This window comes from Pedobacter sp. Hv1, assembly GCF_001412215.1.
Classification (GTDB): domain Bacteria; phylum Bacteroidota; class Bacteroidia; order Sphingobacteriales; family Sphingobacteriaceae; genus Pedobacter.
On the sequence record NZ_LLWP01000009.1, the window covers coordinates 405,566 to 428,459 of the forward strand.

At 38.8% G+C, this 22,894-nt stretch carries 15 protein-coding genes; 6 read left to right on the forward strand and 9 right to left on the reverse strand.

Annotated features, from left to right (window positions below):
• Positions 1-134: 134 nt before the first annotated feature.
• Positions 135-2,549, reverse strand: a complete 2,415-nt coding sequence (locus tag AQF98_RS17940) for an outer membrane beta-barrel family protein (RefSeq protein ID WP_235524260.1) — start codon at positions 2,547-2,549, stop codon at positions 135-137.
• Between the two features lie 21 nt (positions 2,550-2,570).
• Positions 2,571-5,066 (reverse strand): TonB-dependent receptor domain-containing protein, encoded by a 2,496-nt coding sequence (locus AQF98_RS17945; protein WP_055133342.1) that lies wholly within the window; start codon positions 5,064-5,066, stop codon positions 2,571-2,573.
• Positions 5,067-5,165: 99 nt separating this feature from the next.
• On the opposite strand from AQF98_RS17945, the gene AQF98_RS17950 reads away from it, so the two are divergent.
• The gene (locus tag AQF98_RS17950) at positions 5,166-5,768 is read left to right on the forward strand and encodes a thioredoxin family protein (protein ID WP_055133343.1); all 603 of its coding nucleotides are present in this window, start codon (positions 5,166-5,168) and stop codon (positions 5,766-5,768) included.
• 201 nt (positions 5,769-5,969) lie between these two features.
• On the opposite strand, the gene AQF98_RS17955 is transcribed toward AQF98_RS17950, so the two are convergent.
• Positions 5,970-6,251 carry an ATP-dependent Clp protease adaptor ClpS gene (locus AQF98_RS17955; RefSeq protein WP_055133344.1) on the reverse strand — a complete coding sequence of 94 codons (282 nt, stop codon included), beginning with the start codon at positions 6,249-6,251 and terminating at the stop codon, positions 5,970-5,972.
• Positions 6,252-6,361: 110 nt separating this feature from the next.
• Between AQF98_RS17955 and AQF98_RS17960 the strand changes: the two genes are divergently transcribed.
• From AQF98_RS17960 to AQF98_RS17975, 4 genes are all read left to right on the forward strand, one after another.
• Positions 6,362-7,408, forward strand: a complete 1,047-nt coding sequence (locus AQF98_RS17960; protein WP_055133345.1) for a 3-oxoacyl-ACP synthase III family protein — start codon at positions 6,362-6,364, stop codon at positions 7,406-7,408.
• A gap of 66 nt (positions 7,409-7,474) precedes the next feature.
• On the forward strand, positions 7,475-9,046 hold the full coding sequence (locus tag AQF98_RS17965) for a DUF1800 family protein (protein WP_055133346.1): 1,572 nt from the start codon (positions 7,475-7,477) through the stop codon (positions 9,044-9,046).
• Positions 9,043-10,629, forward strand: a complete 1,587-nt coding sequence (locus AQF98_RS17970; protein WP_055133347.1) for a DUF1501 domain-containing protein — start codon at positions 9,043-9,045, stop codon at positions 10,627-10,629. The genes AQF98_RS17965 and AQF98_RS17970 overlap by 4 nt, the downstream gene beginning before the upstream one ends.
• A 47-nt stretch (positions 10,630-10,676) precedes the next feature.
• On the forward strand, positions 10,677-11,630 hold the full coding sequence (locus AQF98_RS17975; RefSeq protein WP_055133348.1) for a Smr/MutS family protein: 954 nt from the start codon (positions 10,677-10,679) through the stop codon (positions 11,628-11,630).
• Positions 11,631-11,650: 20 nt separating this feature from the next.
• Here AQF98_RS17975 and AQF98_RS17980 read toward each other — a convergent pair whose 3' ends face one another.
• The 6 genes from AQF98_RS17980 to dcd form a co-directional block, all read right to left on the reverse strand.
• Positions 11,651-12,526 (reverse strand): SDR family oxidoreductase, encoded by an 876-nt coding sequence (locus tag AQF98_RS17980; protein WP_055133349.1) that lies wholly within the window; start codon positions 12,524-12,526, stop codon positions 11,651-11,653.
• Between the two features lie 50 nt (positions 12,527-12,576).
• The gene (locus AQF98_RS17985; protein WP_055133350.1) at positions 12,577-13,344 is read right to left on the reverse strand and encodes an enoyl-CoA hydratase/isomerase family protein; all 768 of its coding nucleotides are present in this window, start codon (positions 13,342-13,344) and stop codon (positions 12,577-12,579) included.
• 112 nt (positions 13,345-13,456) lie between these two features.
• Positions 13,457-16,204 carry a TonB-dependent receptor gene (locus AQF98_RS17990; RefSeq protein WP_055133351.1) on the reverse strand — a complete coding sequence of 916 codons (2,748 nt, stop codon included), beginning with the start codon at positions 16,202-16,204 and terminating at the stop codon, positions 13,457-13,459.
• Between the two features lies 1 nt (position 16,205).
• Positions 16,206-18,884: a TonB-dependent receptor gene (locus AQF98_RS17995; protein ID WP_055133560.1), complete on the reverse strand. Its 2,679-nt coding sequence runs from the start codon at positions 18,882-18,884 to the stop codon at positions 16,206-16,208.
• Between the two features lies 1 nt (position 18,885).
• Entirely contained in the window at positions 18,886-21,564 is a 2,679-nt protein-coding gene (locus AQF98_RS18000) for a TonB-dependent receptor (protein WP_235524261.1), read from the reverse strand.
• Positions 21,565-21,642: 78 nt separating this feature from the next.
• Positions 21,643-22,179, reverse strand: coding sequence for a dCTP deaminase (dcd, locus tag AQF98_RS18005; RefSeq protein WP_055133352.1), 537 nt, complete (start codon positions 22,177-22,179; stop codon positions 21,643-21,645).
• 70 nt (positions 22,180-22,249) lie between these two features.
• Between dcd and AQF98_RS18010 the strand changes: the two genes are divergently transcribed.
• Complete coding sequence (locus AQF98_RS18010) at positions 22,250-22,891, forward strand: 4'-phosphopantetheinyl transferase superfamily protein (protein ID WP_055133353.1); 642 nt, start codon at positions 22,250-22,252, stop codon at positions 22,889-22,891.
• The last annotated feature ends 3 nt before the right edge of the window (positions 22,892-22,894 follow it).

Here is a 22,894-nt window from a genome sequence, read left to right on the forward strand (position 1 = left end):
GGTTATGTGTTGCAGGTTGTGGGTTGTAAGGCCTAGGCCCTAACCTTATTATCCGCTTTAGGCTTTCTGCTTTAAGCATTGCGCCCTATACCCTACACCTTTTACCTTACACCTTCTACTTTAAGCTTTCAACCTTACTTTTTACTTGGTGGTGGGGGAATAGCTACTTTGTTGGTTTTTACTTTGGTAAAGCGATAGTTTAAGCTAAACGATACATTACTAGAGTTATTGGTAGAATAGCTTTGAGAGGTAAAATTGCTGCCCTGATTAAACGAATTGTTGTTTCTGCGACCAAATGGATCGTTGGTACTGATACGTGCAGAGAGCGTGTTTTTAAAGAAGCTCTTTCTTGCGCCAAAACTACTATTGATCGAACCTTTGTTACGGCCTTGAGCATTGATGTTGTTGGCATAGTTTAAGTTAGATTCGAAAGCGGTTTTGTATGGGAGTTGCATAGAAAAACCCATAGAAGCCCTTACACTTAAGCCATCTCTGTTGAGCGAAGAATTTATTTTAGAAGCATACCTGCTTTGGATGACACTGAAATTGCCATTTGCAGAAATTTTATTGGTTGGCCTAAAATTACCAATCAGCATGAATGCCATCGAATAATTGGTGCCAACATTGTCAAAGGTACTTTCTGAGATACCGTTGCTTTTAACCATACGGTATCTTTCTATTACCCCTTTGCTTGTAGAGTAAGAGATGCGTGGAGTAAATGACCATTTTTTGCCAAAGGCACCAAAACTGAAATCCATTTGATGGGTATAGGCGGGCGATAGATTTGGGTTGCCGTATGAAATGTTTAAAGTATCAGAATTATTTACCTGGGGGTTTAAGGCATTTTCTCTGGGTCTGTTAATGCGAACACTGTAAGTAGCACCAAAATTGTATCTTTTCTTGAAAAAATGGTTGATAGAGAAGTTGGGGAACAAACTTAGGTAAGGGTTGACATGGTAGTTTGTACCTGTAGAAAGATCGAAATTTACATCTGTATATTCGGCTCTTACACCACCTTTTAAACCCCATCCCTTTTTTCGGTAATTGTAAGAGGCATAGCCGGATAAGATATTTTCGTTATAAAAGAACTTATTGGTTAAATTCTGATCGGTAATGTATTCTTGGTTTTTGAAATTGAAATTCTGGACCAATAGGTCGTTGTCATTTTTACGGTAGTTGTAGGCAATTCCAAATTCCAGTTGATCACGTTTATTAAATACGGGTTTATCATAATCTAGGTTGAAATTTAAGCCACGGTTACTTACCTCATTGTCATTTTGCTGCAAACTTGGGTTCAGATTACTTGGGAAAGCATAAGTCCTATTGTAAGAGCGGAGATCGTTATTTTTATTGGTGTTGAATGTGATGCCCATTGACAATTTGCCACCACTGGTATCCGTTTGCAAGTTATAGTCGGCATTAAAAACAAAGTTGTTGCTATGGCCCTCTCCCAAATTTTGTTGATTGCGTAAACGTGTGGCAATTTGCGCTTCGTTCAGGTAATAAAAATCGTTACCAGCTATATTGTTGTTATTATTGATATTGTAATTGGTAGAAAAACGTAGCCCTTGTTTTGGGGTAATGTCCCAGTCAAAACCTAACCTAAAATTACCGCCATTACCTTCATTTCTGTTATTGTTAAACTGGTTGTAATAAAAGGTAGTATCTGGAAAAAAGTTGGTTCTGTAGCTCTCGCTGTTTCCTTTGCCAATATTTTGTCTAAATGCACCACTTCCATTAATGTTGTAGTTTTTGCCTTTGTAAGAGGCATTGGCATTGGTGTTGGTATTGCCCTGCACACCTGCAGTTATGCCTACATTGCCATTAAAGCCAACTTTAAAGCCCTTTTTCATTACAATGTTCAAAATGCCCTCTCCATCGCCAGAGTATTTAGAAGGCGGATTGGTCATTACTTCGATCTTCTCTATGGCATCAGAAGGCAGTACATTTAAAAGATCGGCAATGTTAGAGGTCATGTAATCAGATGGTTTACCATCTATAAATATCCTGGTGCTTCTTTTACCAGAAATGGTAGCATTGCCGTCAATGTCTACCTGTACCATAGGCACATTTTTTAGAATGTCTGTTGCAGTACTTCCTTCTGCCAAAATAGATGAACCTACATTATAGGTAATTACATCGGCCCCAAATTCTACCAATGGTTTAGGTGCGGTAACTACCACCTCAGTAAGGCTATTGGCCTCGCTACTCAACTTTAAAGTGCCCAGATTTTTATCAAATTCTTTATCAGTAATAAAGATCTCATTCACAACAAGATTGGTAAAACCTACGTAGCTTACCTTTATTTTATAGGTGCCAGGTTTAACATTCGTCAGTTTGAAAAAGCCATTTTCGTCGGTCTGTGTATTGGCTAAAGAGGGCTGTTCAACAAGAGCGTTATAAAGCACTACACTGGCATAAGCTACTGGTAGTGCTCCATCTTCTTCAACAACTTTCCCTCTAATGATTCCCTTTTCGGTAGCAAAGGCACCAAAAGATAACAAGCTTAGTACAATAACAATAAAGAAACTGAGGAATGGTCTTTTCAAGATAGTACTAAGATAAAAATATTAAAATGATTCTTCGTCAGGGCGAGAACTTTGCTCATCACCTTTTTTGGTTTTCTTAAAGTTGAAATCTGTTTTACCAAAACGATAAGAGAAAGTGAGGTTGGCCATTGTTCTTTGCATGTAACGGCTAAAATCAACTACCGATGTTTCTCCGGTTGTAGTCATCTGCCATTTTCTGGTTGCAAAAACGTCTCTGATGTTTAAGCTTAAACTTGCTTTCCTATTTTTGAAATCATATTTAGCACCAGCATCTATTCCGAAATTAGCTTTTCTAATCCCTTGAGCCATTACCTCTCTTGAACGATAATCGCCTTTAACCTGCAAGGTAATGCCATAAGGCAAAACAAAGTTGTTGGTAAGATTGGCATTGTAGCTAAAACCCGAGTTTTCTACAATTCCGAAGGCAGGTACACCTTCAATTTTACTCTGGTACAAGTTAACGTTGGTAGTAAAATTCCACGATTTTGAAACATCGTACTTGCCAATTAACTCTACACCACTAGAAATATTTTTGGTTAAGTTTTGTGGTGTACTTAAAGTAATCCCCTCGGCATTAGGCTCGGTTCTGATCCTTTGGATCACATCATTGGTTTGACGGAAGTATAATGATGAAATGATAGAGAACTTGGTCCAATATCTACTGTAGCTCAATTCAAAGGCATGTACATCCTCTGGTTTTAGATTTGCATTACCCTGACGGTAGTTTAATGGGTCAGAAACATCAAGGAAAGGATTGGTATCCCATCCCCTTGGTCTATTTACCCTGCGGCTATAGCTCAATTGCAATTGTTGTTCGCCAGTAAATTTCTGGGTTAAAAATATACTTGGGTATAATCTGGTATAAGCCACTTTACCTGGCGTATAATTTAAATTGCTATTGATGTTGTAAGCACCTAAACGTGTATTTAAAGCAGCATCTTCAGCTCTCAAGCCAATTTGGTAGCCGAAGCTTTTGATCTGGTTCTGATAGTTTGCATAAATGGCATGTACCTGATCTTTGCTGTTGAACTCATTACTTAATGCATAATTGAAATCGTACTGACCAGAAGTGGTATTGAAAATATCGGCAATGGCACTATTTTCTGAAATGCGAATCTGGCTTCTGTAACCCGCTTCAATTTTACCTAATTTCCCAACTGGCAAGCTGTAATCTAATTGCGCATTGTAGTTGCGGTTAAAACCATAGCCATCATTACGCTGAATGTTTGGTGATGGATTAACAGTATTGCCGTTTACGTTATAAATTTGTGTATTGTAAACTTGAAAATTATCATTGTTACCTTCAGAATAACCAAAATTCATGGTCAATTCCTCCTTAGGTTTCTTGAATTTTTGCGTAAAATCTAAATTTAAGTCATAGCTATTTCCGCTGCCATTGTTAATGTTTGAGCGATTGCTTAATTGTAAAGGATTACGAATGCCATTAAATTGATCAATCTCTAAAAGTTCATTTCTGTTATTGTCTCTAATGTTAGTGCTGGCAGAGAAACTAAGTACACTTTTTTCTGCTAGATAATAATCCATTCCCGCTTTAAGGTTATGGCCCTTATCTAAAGATCTTGAATCTGTATTTTGATTGGCAAAAGTTAATGATTCTTGAGGTGCCTTTGTATAATTGATATTGTTGTAGCCACCTCCAACTCTGTTACCATAACGGTAGCTGTAATTGCCATAAAGGTTAACTCTTTTGTTTTGGAAACTTAAGCTGGTGTTTGCATTGTAATTGTCGCGGTTACCCGCAGTTAAAGCAACTGAACCATTAAAGCCCAGTTTTTTGTTTCTTTTTAAAACAATATTGATGATACCCGATTGCCCTTCTGCATCGTATTTTGCCGATGGGTTGGTAATCAACTCTACGCTTTCGATAGAACTTGCCGGAATAGATTGTAAGATCTGAGCCACACTACCACCAGCAATTAATGATGGTTTGCCATCTATTAAAACCTTTACACCAGAAGAACCACGTAAACTTACATTACCGTCAATATCAGTTTGTATAGATGGTACATTTTGCAAAAGATCAGATGCCGAACCTCCTTCACTAACCAAACTTTGATCTACTGAGAAAACCTTTTTATCAATCCCCATTTGCATGGTGGCTTTAGGAGCTGTTACTGTTACCTCATTTAAGAGGTTGCCCTTTGCAGGTTTCATTTTAATAGTGCCTAAGGCAATTTCTTTCACTAAATCTGTAATCGAAATGGAATCTCTAACCATGGTTTGGAAACCGATAGAACTGGCTTTAAAAGTGAATACGCCTTTTGGCAAATTTGTAATTACAAAATTTCCGTCTATATCAGATTGCACAACTTTTACATTGGCTTTGGTTTTTCTATCTAACAAAAATGCAGTTGCATAAGAAACTGGTTCGTTGGTTGCTGCTTCAACAATTTTTCCACTTATTTTGCCTTCTCCAGCAGTTTGTGCAAAAAGTTTTACAGTTAAAATACAAATAGCTAACGTTAATAATAGAACTTTGTGTGTAATAATTCTCATCTAAATCTTTTCTCGTTTAATGTTTTCCTTAAGGGGAAGACAAAGTTCGGGCTTCGAGGTTTAAAAAAAGAGGCGTAACTATTTTATTACAGCTATATCATGCTTAATTACAGTAATATTTTTGATGCTGATGGACTGGACTATACCAGCTATCGTGAATTGGTAAACAAACTTTTAACGGAGGGTAAAACCACTGGTCCAGATGATTCTGATGCCATGCTGCACTATACCAAAATGAATGTTCAGCGAATGAACAGGGTTGATAAAACTACTGTACTCAATGAAGACATGTTAAAGGCAATTAGTGAGGTGAAAGGGAAATATCATTTCTTGGTGATTACCGAAGGATGGTGTGGAGATGCTGCTCAGATTGTTCCGATAATCAACAAGATTGTTTTGGCAGCTGAAGATAAGTTCGATTTAAAACTGGTATTGAGAGATCAACATTTGCCATTAATAGATGCACATTTAACCAATGGCGGAAGAGCAATCCCCGTATTATTGATTTTAGATGAAAATAAAGAACCTGTATTGCCAAAATGGGGGCCTAGACCAGAAGTATTACAAACTTTATTGGCCCAATGGAAAAAAGACAGTACAGATATGATGCTGATTGCCGAACAGCTACATGGTTGGTATGCTAAAGATAAAACACAAAGTACACAGGCAGAACTTACACAGGTATTGGCTCAACTGAAATAGATCAATTTGGTTTTAAATAGACAGAAAACATAGATTTTTGTTCGCCCGTAAATCTTAGCCTTTCTGAGGTGGTTAATATTGTTTTACCATCTAAGCTATGGCATTTGTGACCACATAGAAACATAGCACACATAGGCTTGTAGTTTGTGAGCTTTGGTCTTAGCCTTTCTAAGGTGTCTGAGGTGGTTGGAACAATATGAATTAATCCACAGAAACGGTTAAACCTTCTTGTTGTAAAATTTTACGATAGACTTCCATTTCAGTAAAAGAGCCTTCTAAAATGGCGCACTTGCCTTTGTTGTGTACTTCCCAGGCTATTTTCTCGCCTTGGGCTTCAGAATAGTCCAAGTACTTCATCATGCACCAAATAACATGCTCAAAGGTGTTTACATCATCGTTCCATAAAATCAATCGATGAACGGTTTTAAGAGAGGTTAAAATCTCTTCTAATGTAAACGTTTCTTCCTTGGTTTCTGTTGCCATGTTACAAAAATAAGCATTAAATCGAAGATTTTAGATATTAAACTTTACGGTACTTTTCAGATTTCTAAAATCTTTTTAATTAAATTACATTTGTTTTTCAAACCAAAATTATGCAAAGTTCCAAAATAGCGGGTATCGGTTACTACGTTCCTAAAAATGTGTATACCAACAATGATTTATCAAAGTTTATGGACACCAATGATGAGTGGATCCAGGAACGTACAGGGATAAAAGAACGTAGGTTTGCAGATAGGCTGGAAGAAACCACCACTACGATGGGAGTTGAGGCCGCTAAAATTGCAATTGAGAGAGCTGGAATTACTGCACAAGATGTTGATTTTATCATTTTTGCTACCTTAAGTCCAGATTATTATTTTCCGGGCTGTGGGGTTTTGTTGCAACGAGAAATGAAAATGAAAGAAGTTGGTGCACTAGATGTGCGTAACCAATGTTCGGGGTTTTTATATGCCTTATCTATTGCAGATCAGTTTATTAAAACTGGAATGTATAAAAATATTCTGGTAGTGGGTAGCGAGAAGCATTCTTTTGCCATGGACTTTGAAACGCGGAGCAGAAATGTATCGGTCATTTTTGGCGATGGTGCTGGTGCAGTTGTATTGCAGCCTACTCAAAAAGAGGGACAAGGAATATTAAGTACACATTTACATAGTGACGGTGCCGATGCAGAAATCTTAGCCATGTTTTACCCTGGCTCACATGCCAATAAATGGATGCCAGAAAAACCAGGATATCCTGATCAAGAATTAGGCGGTTTGTTTATGACAACCGAGCAGTTGGAAAGTGGAGCGGCATTGCCTTATATGGATGGACCCGCTGTATTTAAAAAAGCGGTAGTTAAATTCCCTGAGGTAATTAAAGAAGCGTTAAAAGCAAATGACCTCACTGCAAAAGACATTGATCTATTGGTGCCACATCAGGCCAATTTACGCATTAGCCAATATGTGCAACAGTTGCTTGGGCTAAAAGATGACCAAGTATTCAATAACATTCAAAAATACGGCAATACTACAGCGGCATCTGTTCCAATTGCCTTGTGCGAAGCATGGGAGGCAGGTAAAATTGCTGAGGGCGATTTGGTTTGCTTGGCAGCCTTTGGATCTGGCTTTACTTGGGCCAGTGCTCTGATTAGATGGTAATTGTTAAATTTTTTATTTAGAAGTCGATTAATTGTCTTAAGTTTAAGTTAATTATTGTGACAATACATGGCAATTGATGTTTATAGAGGAGATTTTAGCGCAAAAGAATTAACGCATCTGTTAAAACGTTGCTTATTTGGGGTTAAAAGAGCAGATATCACTTCGCTTACCGGAAGAACCCTAACTTATGTAGTAGATTACCTATTGCAAGATGTACCCTTGCCATCACCTCCAATCAATAATTACAATGATGCCAGCTCTACCGATGCTGATGTACCAGCAGGTGCCGTTTGGGTAAATGCCCCTTATGGCGATGGTACAGTAAATAGTAGGCGTGTAGCTTCCTTCAAATCGTGGTGGACTGGCCAGATGTTGAGCCAACAAGTTTCGTTAAAAGAAAAAATGGTGCTGTTTTGGCACAACCATTTTGCTACTCAAACGGCAACCATTGGAGACAGCAGGTATATTTATAAGCATAACAACTTACTGCGGACATTTGCTTTTGGCAGTTTTAAAGAATTGGTAAAACAGGTCACTATTGATCCTGGCATGCTGCGTTACCTCAATGGCTATGTCAACACGAAATCGGCACCCGATGAAAACTATGCTCGGGAGCTACAAGAATTGTTTACCATGGGTAAAGGCCCAAATTCTAAATATAATGAGGCTGATGTAAAAGCAGCGGCCAAACTGCTTACCGGATATAGATTAGATGCGGTTGCCATTAGTTCGGTATTTGATGCTACCAGACACGACACAACGGATAAACAATTTTCAGCCTTTTACAATAATAAACTAATCAAAGGCCGAACAGGAGTAGATGGTGCCAAAGAGGTTGATGATTTGATGGACATGTTGTTTGCGCAGAACGAACTGAGTTTATATATCTGTCGCAGGCTTTACCGCTTTTTTGTATATTATGATATTACCGCAGATGTCGAACAAAATGTAATTGTACCACTGGCCGAAATCTTCAGGAATAATAACTATCAAATCAAGCCTGTACTCAAAGCTTTATTTACAAGTAGCCATTTCTTTTTAACACAGAACCGCTCGTGTAATATCAAATCTCCTGTCGATTTTACCATTAGTCTTTGTCGCGAATTTGAAATTGCATTTCCAGATCAGCTGGATTATGTGAATCTTTATTACATGTGGGATTATGTGAGATCGCAGGCGCAAAACCTACAACAAAGTATTGGCGATCCGCCCAATGTTTCTGGTTGGCCTGCCTATTATCAAGTGCCCCAGTTTTACGAGCTTTGGATCAATTCTGATACCTTACCTAAACGGAATGCTTTTACAGACCGTTTTATCTCTACTGGTTATACCCGTAACAATAAGAAAATTGTGATTGATCCATTGGCCTATACCGCTAAATTTAATAAACCAGAAGATCCAGACCAGTTGATCAATGAAGTCATCGCTCACCTGTATACAATAGATGTAAGCGCTGAAGTGAAAACTTTTCTGAAGAGCATTTTGTTGAGTAACCAAGTTACCAATAATTATTGGACTGAGGCTTGGACCAATTATAAACTTAGCCCTAATGATAACGGGAGAACTACCATTGTGCTCACCCGCTTAAAGGAGTTTTATAAATACATTATGAACCTTGAAGAGTATCAATTGTCATGAAAAGGCGAGAATTTATATCCAAAACATTACCAGCGGGTGTATTGCTACCCTCACTGATCAGTGGTTTTTCACTTAAGGCTTTTGGTGCATCAAGTTTATTATCGGCAATTACAGCCGCCAGCCAAGAAACAGACCATGTGATGGTTATTATTCAGTTAAATGGGGGTAACGATGGACTGAATATGGTAATCCCATTGGATTACTATGACAACTTAAACCTGGCTCGTCCAAATATTATTTTACCTCAAAATAAAATCATCAAACTGGGCAACTACAATACGGGTATCCATCCTAAAATGACTGGATTAGGCGATCTGTACAAAGATGGAAAAGTTCAGGTAATTCAATCGGTGGGCTATCCAACACCAAATTTTAGCCATTTTAGAGCAACTGATATTTGGTTAACTGCTTCAGATTCTGATAAGATCATTAATACGGGCTGGGGAGGAAGATATTTAGGAGAAGAATATAGCAATTTCCCAATCGGTTATCCGAATACGGTAATGCCAGACCCTTTGGCTATTCAAATAGGGTCGTTTCTATCGCCTGCATTTCAGGGCCCAGCTATCAACATGGGGATGGCCATTTCAGACCCTGTTAATTTCTATAATCTTATCAATGGCATACAAACTCCTGCGCCAAATACAAATGCAGGAAAGGAGCTGAGTTACATTAGACAAGTTTCGCAGCAAACCCAACAATATGCCAATGTAATTAAAAATGCCGCCAATAAAGTTAAAGTACAAGGCACTTATCCAACAGGCAATTCTTTGGCAGATCAGCTAAAAGTTGTAGCCCGCTTAATTGGTGGAGGGTTAAAAACCAGAATGTACATGGTAAACATTGGCTCTTTTGATACCCATGCCGGACAAGTAAATGCCGGAGCAACAGATACAGGTACACATGCTACTTTATTAGAAAAAGTAAGTGCCGCCATTAAAGCATTTATGGACGATCTGGAAGGTTTAGGGGCTTCGAAAAGAGTTGCCGGAATGACCTTCTCTGAGTTTGGCCGCCGGATTAAATCAAATGCAGGCGCAGGTACAGATCATGGTGCGGCTGCCCCAATTATTGTTTTTGGCGATGCTATACAAGGAGGTGTTTTGGGTACAAATCCTGTCATCAGCGCTTCAACTACGGTTAATGATAACATTCCGATGCAATACGATTTCAGGTCTGTATATGCTACTTTATTAGAGAAGTGGTTTTGCGTAGATCAAACGATATTGCAGAACGTGATGCTCAAAAACTTTCAATCGTTACCTATTATCAAAGCAGGAACGAACTGCATGTCTACAGATTTATCACAGGCCAATCACGAAAGCGGAAAAAATCTAATTACCAATTACCCCAATCCATTTAACAACTCCACAACCATTAAATATACCTCTAAAGGTGGGCATGTACTGATCCAGGTTTTCAATACCATGGGTAAATTGATTACTACACTAATAGATGGAATAAAAGAAGAAGGAACTTATTCGATCAATTTCGAGAATAGAGCTTACCCTGCAGGGGTATATTATGCCCGTTTGCAAAATGGTGAGCTTCAGCAAGTACGCAATATGATGATTGTACGTTAATTATTTAACGGATATTGCACAATAATCTAATATTTTAATCAAGAAACATGAATTTTAAACTTGGCGATTTTGTCCGTTTTGTTGACGAAAAACGAGAAGGCTATATTACCCGAATAATTGATGCACTTACACTGGGCGTTACCGATACAGATGGTTTTGAAATACCCGTAGCCATCAGTAACCTTACCCATGTACATGGACATTCTTCTGGCGCTGTTGTTCGAGGAAACGATCAACAACAACCTGTAATTGCCACAGCAGAATTTAAAGATACAGGTATATTTTTGGCAGTAGCCGAAGACCATAAAGCCAGTGCAGTAGTCCATTTTACATTGATCAATAGGACTTCTTATCAGTTATTATTGAGCTTAACTACCGATAAAAAAGGAGCTTATAGAGGGGAGTTCGCCAGCACTATTCAACCTCAAACCACGCAACAGATTTATAGCGCCAACCTTGCAGATATTGAAATCTGGCCAGAGTTTATTTTTCAGATTCTATGTTTTACCACAACTAACCTGAAACCTAAATCGCCATTGGCAATCATTAAAAAGTTTAAATCAAAAGATTTTAATGGCGCTAAAAAAGAGGTAAAAGAGATCAATAAATATGCATGGTTGTTACAACTAGATGAACCTGTGCCGTTAATAGATGCACAAAAGCTAAAAGAGAGCTTTTTTAGAGGGTCAGAAGTGAAACAAGAGGTTAAAATTCCCGGTAATGAAATAGACCTGCACATTGAAAAGTTAAGAGATGATCATCAGTTCTTAGCAGAATCTGAGATCATCAATATCCAGTTGGCCCATTTCCAACAAATGTTAGATGCTGCCATTGTTCATCAACTGCCTTCTATCATTTTTATTCATGGTGTTGGAAACGGTACTTTAAGGCATCATATCCATAAAATCATTAGCAAGCACCCTCAGGTAAAAACCTTTATGGATGCTCGCAAAGAAAAGTTTGGGTTCGGGGCCACCGAAGTTATTTTTAAAAATTCGTGATGAATTAATGGTCAAGCTATTTAGCTGCCCTTTGCCGATCTGGTCATTTGTTCAAGCATGTCCCACATTTCGTTAGGGATAGCTTCTAAACCATTCATCTGACCAGCGCCTTGTAGCCACTCGCCACCATCTATGGTAATCACTTCGCCATTGATGTAGCCTGCAAAATCGCTGATCAAGAATGCCGCTAAATTGGCCAATTCTTGATTTTCGCCTACTCGCTTTAAAGGGACACGGTTTTTGAAATCGAATTTCTCGGCCAAATCTCCAGGTAACAACCTATCCCAAGCCCCTTTGGTAGGGAATGGGCCTGGAGCAATAGCGTTAGATCGAATGCCATATTTACCCCATTCTACTGCTAGTGACCTTGTCATGGCTAAAACACCACCTTTTGCACAAGCAGAGGGCACTACATAAGCAGAGCCTGTAAATGCGTAAGTGGTTACAATATTTAAAATACTGGCAGGTTGTTTAGCTGCAATCCAATGTTTGCCAAATGCCAGGGTACAGTTTACAGTTCCTTTTAAAACAATGTCGATAATGCTCGAAAATGCATTGGCAGATAAACGTTCCGTTGGCGAAATAAAATTGCCAGCAGCATTATTTAATAGTCCATCAACTTTTCCGAATTTTTGGATGGTTTGTGCTAAAACATTTTCTACCTGGGCATAATCTCTCACATCACATTGTACGGCTAAAACCTGTCCGCCAGTTTCTGCCGACATCTCATTTGCAGTTTTTTGAAGTACCTCTAGTTTACGGCTCGTGATGACTAAGTTGGCGCCAAGCTTTAGGAAATATGTTCCCATTGCCTTGCCCAGGCCTGTGCCGCCACCAGTTACTACAATGGTTTTGCCTTTTAACGCATCGTCTCTTAACATCGGTTGATTATACATGGTAGTTTAAATTTTAAATAAGAAAATTACAACTTAGGTTGTTTAAAATTTTAGGCCTTTTTTTGTTGAAGGCTATCGATAATTGTTTTTAGAATAGCTCTTGTACTTGGTGACCACCATTGTTTTAACATCACCTCTAGGTCTGCACTTTGGTCGGCGTTTGTACTTGCAATTAGCTCTCTGCGTATATTCAATTTGCTTTGCGACCATGTATTTCTTTCGTAGGCCATATACTTTCTGGCTTTACGTTCTGCTGCGGTTAAAATACTTTCTGGGTTAACCAATTCATCAACAAGGCCAATGGCTAAGGCTTCATCAGGATTAAATAACTTACCTTCTAACAAACTTCTGGTTGCATTTGCTTTACCCAACCAGAATGCGTACAGATTAAAAATGCTATTCGGAACAATAATTCCAACAGGTACCTCATTTAAGCCTATAATGTATTTTCCTTCGGCCATTACCCTTGCATCGCAAGCAAGAGCAATTACACAACCACCAGCGGGGCTATGACCATTAATAGCAGCAATGAGCGGTTTTTTAAAGGAGGTAATTTTGGAAATAAAATTTAAAAATAAATCCCAAAAACTTTTGGCCTCCTGCTCATTGTAATTATAAAGCTCAATTAGATCTAAGCCAGCAGAAAAGAAATGTTCTTTACCAGTAATCATAGCACCACCAATATTTGGATCGTTGTCTATATTGGTTAACATATCTGTTAATTCAATTACCATTTCGCGGTTTAATGAATTAGATTTTCCACGGTTAAGTGTAATAATTGCCAAGCGGTCTTTTATCGTAACTTCGATCGTTTTCATAATTGTTATTTTACTTCGTAAGTATAAACCTTTCGAGCCAAATTACCAAGATTATTGATAGCTTGTATAGTTATGATGTAATTTCTCTTTTTATGTCACCAGAGTTCTGGGGTCAATTAATTTTGTAGGTAAATACTTTTCTAGCCAGGTTACCAACAGCATCAATACCCTCAATTACAATTCTATAGTTTCCAACCTGATCGGTGTTAAAATAATCGAGCTGTATTTTTCCATTAACATCAGAAATCAAATGTGGGTCCCAAAAAACGGTGGTTCTTAAATCTGGTTTGTTATCTGGTTTAACATCATATTTTGGCGAGTAGAACTGTCTGTTTACATAAAATCCTTTTGGTGCATAGCTTAACATACCCGGTGCATAACGGTTAAAATCGCTTCTTCCTTTTCCGGTTTTTGTGGTAATTACAATTACACCATTACTTGTGCCATAAGCAGCAGTGGTGCCAACAGATTTTAAAATTTCAACGCTTTCAATATCCAATAACGTAATGTCATCAATAGAAGCACTGGGAGACTTATCTTCTGGCAATTTTTCCTCACCAAGATTCAGATTTACGCCATCAACAATAACCATCATTGGTTGTGGAGCATTAACGGTCAGCGGCAATGTCATTCCGGGATTATTCTTTGTTAAATAAAAAGCACCATTATATAACTGAATACCAGCAACCCTACCTTGCAAAAAATGGGTTAGGGAAGGGGTCTTCTCAAGTTCGTCTGCAGAAAACACAGCGTCTGCATTGCCGCCGCCATTCAAGTTGGAAGAATTGGGTGCTTTGTTCACTTTTTTAACTACCTCAACCTGTTTGAGCATATTTGTACGGCTAAGAAAACCCTTATTGGATTGCTCCTCAAAGAAATCGTTGCTTTTTATGAGGTACTCTTTAATGGCCACATTGATGTTGGGCTCTATATCTCCAAAGTTTTTATTGATGGTAATGGCCTGTGGTAGGGCATCGTCCATCTTAATCCTCACATTCTTATTGTCCTTGCTGGTTACCGCTTTTATGGTAAACCTGGTGCTGTCCTTGAAAGCGATCTTGTCAAAGTCAAAACGCCCGTTGGCATCGGTAAGGGTATCGGTAGCAAAAATGCCACTAGAAGAAGAAAAAAGAGAGACCTTGCCCTTTACAACTGGTTTTCCACCATTGGTAATGGTGCCACTCACCTTCATGCTCTTTTCTGCAGGGAAATTAATAGCTGGCAACTGGGCATTGTCAATTGCTTTCCAGTCTATTTTACGCCAACCTTGGGTAAGCAGTAAATTATCTAAAGCCGCTCTGGCCTTAACATCATTGTTCAGGAAGTAGTAGTTAGGTTTTTCTACATAGCCTACCAGATCTGAAGTTAATAAAAGCCCTGTTAAGATATTGCTCTCGTTCTCTGGATCGGGAGTAACTACAGATGCATTGGTAACCGATACGGAGAAACTACCTTGTAGGGGCTTGGCCTGATTGGAAGCCAATAGTGTTAAAGCTGCCTTTTCCCTTTTGCCATAACTGGGCTTGAGGTGCTGTATTTCGAGTGCTATTTTATCGTTTACATTGTTTACAAAAGTTAAACGTTCGGCAACAGGGATGTTTTCTGGCGAGAAGAGGGTCAACTGTATAATGCCCGATGGAAGTTCGTTTTTAGGGATGGTTACCGCTGCAATCTGTTTGCCGGTAGGTACCTTGGTGGTAAAATAGACATTGCCATTGTGCTGTGCCACCAGGTTAAGTTCGCCCTTGTTCAGCAGGTCGGCAGTTAGCAATACCTTAATGCCCATCTTAAGGCTATCGGCATTGTTTACAGTTAACAGGTATCCACTCTTCTCCAGTTTAGGGAGCTGGATTGTTTTTTCAGTACCATCGACCATTTTTACCTTGGCACTGTATGTTTTTGTGGCTGCAGGGGTTAAAGAAAAAGAGCCCATGCCCAAATGGGTGGTTTCGAAAGCTAGTACCTCAGCCCCATCGTTGTCTATAATGGTTCCACTTACGTTTTCTCCAAGGCCGTTAGAGTTGACCACTTTGATGGCAATCTTAGCGGGCAGATCGGCAATGAGCGACCCACTTTCTGGGAAGAACTGTACATCAATTGCCTTAGCCGTTGTTTTGATGGGGATGAACTTGGTGATCTTTTGTCCATCGACCAAAATTGAGGCAATGATCCTTCCAGATTTAACTAAACTTGGCTGGGTGTTTAAAAAAGCAATATTGATCTCTCCGTTGGCATTGGTTAGCCCCTTGCCCTTAAAAACATTCTTATCGTTTAGCTCAACATTGTAGCCAATCTCTGTATTGGCAAAGGCTTTTCCATTTTTATCGCTGAACAGGATTTTACTGTTCACTTTTTCTACATTGTTCTCAGTGGTATACTGATAACTGGTTTGGGTAAATACCTTGTTGGTTAGGGCATTGCCAATTTTAATGGTCTTATCAAAGAAAAAATCTGGACCGGCATTGCGCATGTACTGGGTATAGGCCCTGATGCGATAGTTTCCCTCACTTAGCGAATCTGGCAGTTTAAAATCGCCCCAGGTAATACCTGCCTGCATGGGTAGTTTGAGCTGTTTCTGTAATGAATCCCTATCGTTAATGAGCTCTACATATAAAATGTTACTTGTAGTAGTTGGCTCTGAGGTTCTACTGTCTACCACATAGGCCTTGAACCAGATGTTATCTCCAATGCCATAATAGGGCTTGTCTAAATGGAGGTATACTTTTTCCTGAGGATACTTTTTGGTGTATTCGGCCAGCTTTTTAAGCAAGGCCGTAAATGGGTCATCATCTGTTACAAAAGCGGATAGAGAGATGCTGCTAATTAAGCTAAAAATAAGGATGGCAAGTTTTTTACGCATATCAATTTACTTGGTAAGTATAAACTCTTCTTGCCAAATTACCAGCAACATCAATTCCTTCTATCACTATTCTATAAGTACCCGGTTGGTCTGTGTTGTAATAGGTTAATGTGGCTTTCCCTTCAATATTCGAAACCAGATGTGGATTCCAATAAACAGTGGTTCTTAGATCGGGTTTAGGATCTGGGTTTGCATCATATTTTGGTGAATAGAATTCACGATTGACATAAAATCCTTTTGGCGAATAAGTTACAATGCCAGGGGCATACCTATTATAATCGCTAGTACCAGCCCCACGTTTAGTTGTGATGACCAACACACCACCTGCACCTGCAGAACCGTATATTGCAGTGTTCCCAATATTTTTTAAAACCTCAACAGTTTCTATATCTTGTACCACTATATCATCAAGCATAAAATCATCACTCATGGTCATCCCATCTAAATTAATGCTCATTGGTCGTGCCCCCGATCTTAAATAGGCCTTGCCATTGCGTACGGTAATGCCCGCAAGTCTGCCAGATAGATATTGCGATAATGAGAAGGAGTTTTGCAAGTCTTTGGCCGTAATTACGGCATCAGCATTACCAGCGCCATTTAGATTTTGCGAATTTGGTGCCGACACTTTCTGCTCTACAACTTTGATTTCTTTGAGCATAATGGTACGGTTCATTAAACCCATTTTATATTGCTCATCAAAGTAGCTGTTGCTCTGGTTTAAATAAGGCATCAATACCTCGTTTACATTGATTTCTACATCGCCGGTATTTTTATTAGGTGTTACTACTTGCCCCGGAACGATATCAAGATCTATTTGTACATTTTTATTGTTCTTATCTGTTCTGGCTTGTACAACAAATCGGGTACTATCTCTAAAAGAAATATCGTCAAAGCTAAATTCACCTTTGGCATTGCTCAAAGTGTCGGTTGTAAAAAAGCCTCCAGAAGTTGAAAAGAGCATCACTTTACCATTAACAACAGGTTTGCCACCTTTGGTAATTTTTCCACTTATCTTCATTGTTTTTTCTGGCTGGTAAGCAAGAAAAGGCATTTGATTATCATTAATTAGCTTCCAATTAATTTTACGCCAACCTTGGGTAAGCATCAAATTGTCTAATGCGGTTTGTGTTTTTAAATCATGATTTAAGAAATAATAATTGGGCTTTTCTACATAACCAACCAAATCTGCTGTCAACAAGAGTCTGGTTAGAATATTGCTTTCGTTTTCTAGATCAGGAGTAACTGCCGATGTATTGGTTACTGCAACAGAGAAACTACCCTGCAAAGGTTTATTGTTATTTGTAGCAATAAAATTTAAATCTACTTTACCTCTTTTAGTATAGCTCGATTGTAGATTTTGAGCATCTAACTTAATTTGATCGCTATTGTTTGCTATAAATATAATTCGCTCACTTATCGGAACATTGTCTGCATTGAAGAGTGTAAATTGGGTAATGCCAGAAATGAATTCCTTTTTGGGCATAGAGAGCAAAGCAATTTGTTTGGTGGTAGGTATTGTACTTGAGAAATAAACACCACCATTGTGTTGGGCTACCAATTTCAGCTCGCCTTTGTTCAATAGATCAGCAGTTAACATTACTTTTACAGCTACTTTAGCACTATCATTATTGTTAATAGAGAGTGCATAACCACTTTTTTCTACTTTGGGTAGTGGGATAGTTTTTTCGCTTCCATTGGCAAACTTTACTTTGGCCGAATAGGTTTTGCCAGCAACCGGGCTCAAGAAGAGCGATCCCATTCCTAGATGGGTAGTCTCAAACGTTAAAACTTCTGAACCATCATTGTCTATCACTTGGCCACTGATGTTTTCGCCTAAACCAATTGCATTAATTGCTTTGATCCCAATTTTACTTGGTAATCCTTCTACAAGCGTACCACCCTCCGGAAAAAACTGAACATCTACAGCAGTGGAAGTAGTTTTAATAGGAATGCTTTTCACAATTTTTTGCTTATCAACCATAATAGAGGCAATTATTTTACCCGATTTACCTGCTTGGTTATTGTTGATATGGATGACAACTTCTCCATTGCCATTGGTGAGCTCTTTACCCCTAGCAACAATTTTATTGCCGATCAAAGCTTCATAAATCACTTGCGTATTTGCATAAGGACTGCCTTTCTTATCGGTAAATTGAATGGTGCTGCTTACTTTGTCGGTATTGCCTTCGGTACTTAATACATTTGTTGTTTTGGTAAATACTTCGTTGGCCCAAGCGTTGCCAATTTTGATGGTTTTGTCGAAAAAGAAATCAGGCCCAGCATTTCTCATCCATTGGGTATAAGCCCTGATCCTGTAATTTCCATCTGCTAAGGTATCGGCAAGCTTAAAGTCGCCCCAGGTAATTCCACTTTCCATGGGCAGTTTAAGCTGTTTGGTAATAGAGTCTCTTTCATTGATCAACTCTACATAAAGAATATTACTCAACGTAGATGGTGCTGATGTTTTGCCATCAATTACATAGGCCTTGAACCAAATGTTATCACCTACAGCATAATAGGGTTTATCTAAATGGAGATATACCTTTTCTTGAGGATATTTTTTGGTAAACTCTTCCAGCTTTTTCAGCAAAGTTGCCAAAGGATCGTCTGCTGCAACAAAAGCAGAAAAACTGATGAGAGCGAGAAAGCTGAAGAAAAGAAAAATTATTTTTTTGTTCATATTAGTTAACTTGATACGTGTAGACCTTTCTGGCCAGATTACCATCCATGTCAATTCCTTCTATTACCACCCTGTAGGTGCCTATTTGATCTGCATTGAAATAATTAAAAGCTAATTTGCCGGTACTGCTATCAGAAATCAGGTTTGGGTTCCAATATACGGTTGTTCTCAGGTCGGGCTTGTCACTAGGTTCTACATCGTATTTCGGAGAGTAGAACTGCCGCTCTGCGTAAAGGCCCTTTGGTTCAAAGGTTACTATGCCAGGGGTATATCTATGGTAAATTCTTGTGCCAGCTGCTCCTTTAGTGGTAATGACCAAAACGCCATTACCTCCGTCAAAACCATACATGGCGGTATACCATTCATATCTTAAAACCTCAACGCTTTCTATATCACTATCAATTAGCTCGCTCAATTTAAAATCATGAGACATCTTACTCCCATCCAAAAAAACGCTCATAGGTCCAGCCTTCAAATAAGCTTGCCCCCCCCTAAGGGTAACACCTGGAAGCCTACGGGCACCAATATATTGAGCTAAAGAATAGGCAGTTTTCAGTTGTTTGGCCGTAAGGACATAATCTGCATTTCCAGGGCCATTCAGGTTCTTAGATCCAGGGGCTATGTTTTTCTTTTCTATTACTTTGATCTCGTCGAGCATAATGGTTCGGTCCTTGAGTCCTTTTTTGTGCTGTTCCTCAAAATAATCATTGCTCTGGTTCAGGTAGGGCATCATGGTTTCCTGAACATTTACCACTACATCGCCTGTATTTTCGTTCGGGGTTACCGCCTGTCCAGGAACCAAATCGAGGTCTATCTGTATATTTTTTTTGCCTTTTTCGGTTCTGGCCTGTACCACAAATTTGGCACTATCTGTAAATATAATTTGGTCAAAGTTGAATTCTCCCTTGGCATTGCTCAAGGTGTCAATTGCAAAAAGGCCATCAGATGCCGAGAAAAGCGCAACTTTTCCATTAGCCACAGGTTCTCCACCTCTGGTAATTCTACCACTGATCTTTACCGTCTTTTCTGGCTGAAAGGAAATAACAGGTTCTTGGTTATCATCAACCAGTTTCCAATTGATTTTGCGCCAGCCCTGAGTTAGCATCAGGTTGTCTAGTGCGGTCTGGGTTTTAGAATCGTTAGCTAAAAAATAATAATTGGGTTTTTCTACATAACCAACCAGATCACCAGTTAATAAAAGTCTGGTTAAAATATTGCTTTCGTTTTCTAGGTCTGGTGTTACCGTAGCTGTATTAGTTACCGCAACAGAAAAACTTCCCTGTATGGGTTTGTTGTTGTTGGTGGCGGTAAGGGCAAGGTCAACTTTTCCCTTTTTAAGATAACTTGAGTTGAGCTGCTGTACCTCTAGATTGATTTTGTTGTTGCTATTGTCTATAAATACAATGCGTTCGCTTACCGGAATGTTAGCTGGAGAAAAAAGGGTAAACTGGGTAATGCCCGATAGCAATGCACTTTTAGCTACCGCTACCGATACCACTTGTTTAGAGGTAGGTACAGTACTTGAAAAATAAACTACTCCATTGTGCTGGGCAACCAACTTGAGTTCTCCATTATTGAGCAGGTCTGCGCTTAGCATTACCTTTACGGCCACCTTGGCTGTATCTGTATTATTGATAGAGAGCGCATAGCCACTTTTTTCTATTTTAGGTAGAGTGAAGGTTTTCTCGGTGCCATTGGCAAACTTTACCTTGGCCATATAGGTCTTTCCAGCAGTTGGGCTCAAGAGAAATGAACCCATTCCTAGATGAGTGGTCTCGAACTTTAAAATTTCAGCACCGTCACTATCAACAACGGTTCCGCTAATATCTTCGCCCATACCCACGGTATTGATTGCTTTTAACCCAATTTTTGTTGGTAAGCCCTCTATTAGCGATCCCCCCTCTGGAAAGAACTGTACATCTACACTGTTTGATGTAGTTTTAAGAGGAATGCGTTTTACAATTTTCTGTTTGTTTACGGTAATGGCTGCAATGATTTTACCTGATTTACCTAGCTGGTTATTATTGGTATTAATGATCAGTTCTCCATTGCCATTGGTTATTCCTTTACCCTTGGTAATGGTTTTATTGTTGGCCTGTGCCTGGTAGTTTACTGCAGCATTGGCATAGGGGTTACCTTGTTTATCGGTAAATTTAATGGTGCTGGTTATTTTATTGTTACCTCCTTCGGTGCTTAAAAGGTTTGTTGCCTTAACAAATACTTCGTTGTTCCAAGAGCTTCCAATCTTTACCGTCTTGTCAAAAAAGAATTCTGTTCCAGCATTCCTCATCCATTGAGTGTAAGCCCTTATTCTGTAATTGCCCTCGCTCAGGGTGTCTGCTAGCTTAAAGTCGCCCCAAGAGATGCCTGCTTCTACCGATAGTTTAATCTGTTTGGCAATGGAGTCCCTATCATTGATCAGTTCTACATAAAGGATATTGCTAATGGCGGTGGGTTCTGATGTTCGACTGTCTACAATGTAAGCTTTGAACCAGATATCGTCACCTGCAGCATAATAAGGTTTGTCTAAGTGGAGGTGTACCTTTTCTTGAGGATATTTTTTGGTATACTCTTCCAGTTTTTTGAGCAAGGCTGCCAAAGGATCATTGTCAGTTATAAATGCCGAAAGACTAAAAAAAGCAAGAAATGCAACGGATAAAATGACTAAGTTCCTTTTCATTACCAAATAATAAAGCCTTAAGTTACGAAAACATAAGGCTTTATAGAAATAATCGAATTAAAAATTTAGTTGGTGTGCCTAAAATGTATTTTTAAACATCATGCTCTCTACTGGTTTGGTAGTTTTGTTGTTGTACTTTGCATTGTCTTTGGTGTTGTACATGTTGGTGATACTGCCATCAACCGCAAAATAAATTAATTGTCCAATGGGCATACCTGCATAGATACGAACGGGTTGTGCACAAGAAATTTCTAAAGTCCAAGTATTGCAAAAACCTACATCTCCCTTACCTGCTGTGGCATGGATATCAATTCCCAATCGGCCGGTACTGCTTTTCCCTTCTAAAAACGGAACATGCGCATGCGTTTCTGTATATTCTAAGGTTACACCAAGGTATAAAGTGCCTGGCTGTAAAACGTAACCTTCTTTTGGAATCTCGAAATGGTCTATTTTATTATGTGCTTTGGCATCTAAAACACGGTCGGTATAAGTAGCTAAATATTTGCCTAAGTGTACGTCGTAAGAGTTTGTACCTAAACAGTCTATTTTAAATGGTTCGATAATGATGGTGCCCTTATCTATTTCCTCAAGTATTCGTTTATCAGAGAGTATCATTTTTGTGAAGTATTTTGGACTAAATTATGATTAATTTAAGATACTTTTGTATTGATTTTCTAAATAAGACATGCCAATAGTTTTCAATAAAAGAATTGATGATGAAACCATACTAGCTGTATGGAAAATTGAAGAAACGGAAGAACAACTCATTTCTAGCTTACAACTGAAACAGCACGAGCTAGATGTGATCGCTTCTTTAAGTAATGGGAAAAGAGCATTACATTGGTTAAGTACCAGAGTATTATTAAGAACCATGTTAAACACTGCCGATTATATCGATTGCAGAATGGATGAACATGGCAAGCCTTACCTGGTAAATTCAGATACCCATATTTCTTTAAGCCACTCTTACGATTATGCTGCAGTAATTATCAGCAAGGATAAAAAAGTTGGGGTAGATATTGAACTGATCAAGCACAAAATTAAAAGTATCAAACATAAATTTTTGTCGGATATAGAATTGGCGCAAAAACAGATTGGCGACAATACCAATGGCTTATACGTAAGCTGGTGTGCAAAAGAGGCCATTTACAAATGGCATGGTAAAAAAGGATTGGAGTTTAAGCAGCATATCCATATTAAACCATTTAAGCTAAAAGAAGCTGGTTCTTTACAAGTTTTGGTAGAATTACCAGAAGGACTGAAAGAATTGGAAGTGAACTATTTTAAGACCAAAGACGATTACATGTTGGGTTATGTAGTTGCGTAATTA

What these genes read in the sequence shown, in the direction of transcription:
- AQF98_RS17990 (WP_055133351.1), bottom strand. Translation starts at nt 16,204, where the DNA reads ATGCGTAAAAAACTTGCCATCCTTATTTTTAGCTTAATTAGCAGCATC.
- AQF98_RS17980 (WP_055133349.1), bottom strand. Translation starts at nt 12,526, where the DNA reads ATGTATAATCAACCGATGTTAAGAGACGATGCGTTAAAAGGCAAAACC.
- dcd (WP_055133352.1), bottom strand. Translation starts at nt 22,179, where the DNA reads ATGATACTCTCTGATAAACGAATACTTGAGGAAATAGATAAGGGCACC.
- AQF98_RS17995 (WP_055133560.1), bottom strand. Translation starts at nt 18,884, where the DNA reads ATGAACAAAAAAATAATTTTTCTTTTCTTCAGCTTTCTCGCTCTCATC.
- AQF98_RS17985 (WP_055133350.1), bottom strand. Translation starts at nt 13,344, where the DNA reads ATGAAAACGATCGAAGTTACGATAAAAGACCGCTTGGCAATTATTACA.
- AQF98_RS17965 (WP_055133346.1), top strand. Translation starts at nt 7,475, where the DNA reads ATGGCAATTGATGTTTATAGAGGAGATTTTAGCGCAAAAGAATTAACG.
- AQF98_RS17955 (WP_055133344.1), bottom strand. Translation starts at nt 6,251, where the DNA reads ATGGCAACAGAAACCAAGGAAGAAACGTTTACATTAGAAGAGATTTTA.
- AQF98_RS18010 (WP_055133353.1), top strand. Translation starts at nt 22,250, where the DNA reads ATGCCAATAGTTTTCAATAAAAGAATTGATGATGAAACCATACTAGCT.
- AQF98_RS17975 (WP_055133348.1), top strand. Translation starts at nt 10,677, where the DNA reads ATGAATTTTAAACTTGGCGATTTTGTCCGTTTTGTTGACGAAAAACGA.
- AQF98_RS17960 (WP_055133345.1), top strand. Translation starts at nt 6,362, where the DNA reads ATGCAAAGTTCCAAAATAGCGGGTATCGGTTACTACGTTCCTAAAAAT.
- AQF98_RS17970 (WP_055133347.1), top strand. Translation starts at nt 9,043, where the DNA reads ATGAAAAGGCGAGAATTTATATCCAAAACATTACCAGCGGGTGTATTG.
- AQF98_RS17950 (WP_055133343.1), top strand. Translation starts at nt 5,166, where the DNA reads ATGCTTAATTACAGTAATATTTTTGATGCTGATGGACTGGACTATACC.
- AQF98_RS18000 (WP_235524261.1), bottom strand. Translation starts at nt 21,564, where the DNA reads ATGAAAAGGAACTTAGTCATTTTATCCGTTGCATTTCTTGCTTTTTTT.
- AQF98_RS17945 (WP_055133342.1), bottom strand. Translation starts at nt 5,066, where the DNA reads ATGAGAATTATTACACACAAAGTTCTATTATTAACGTTAGCTATTTGT.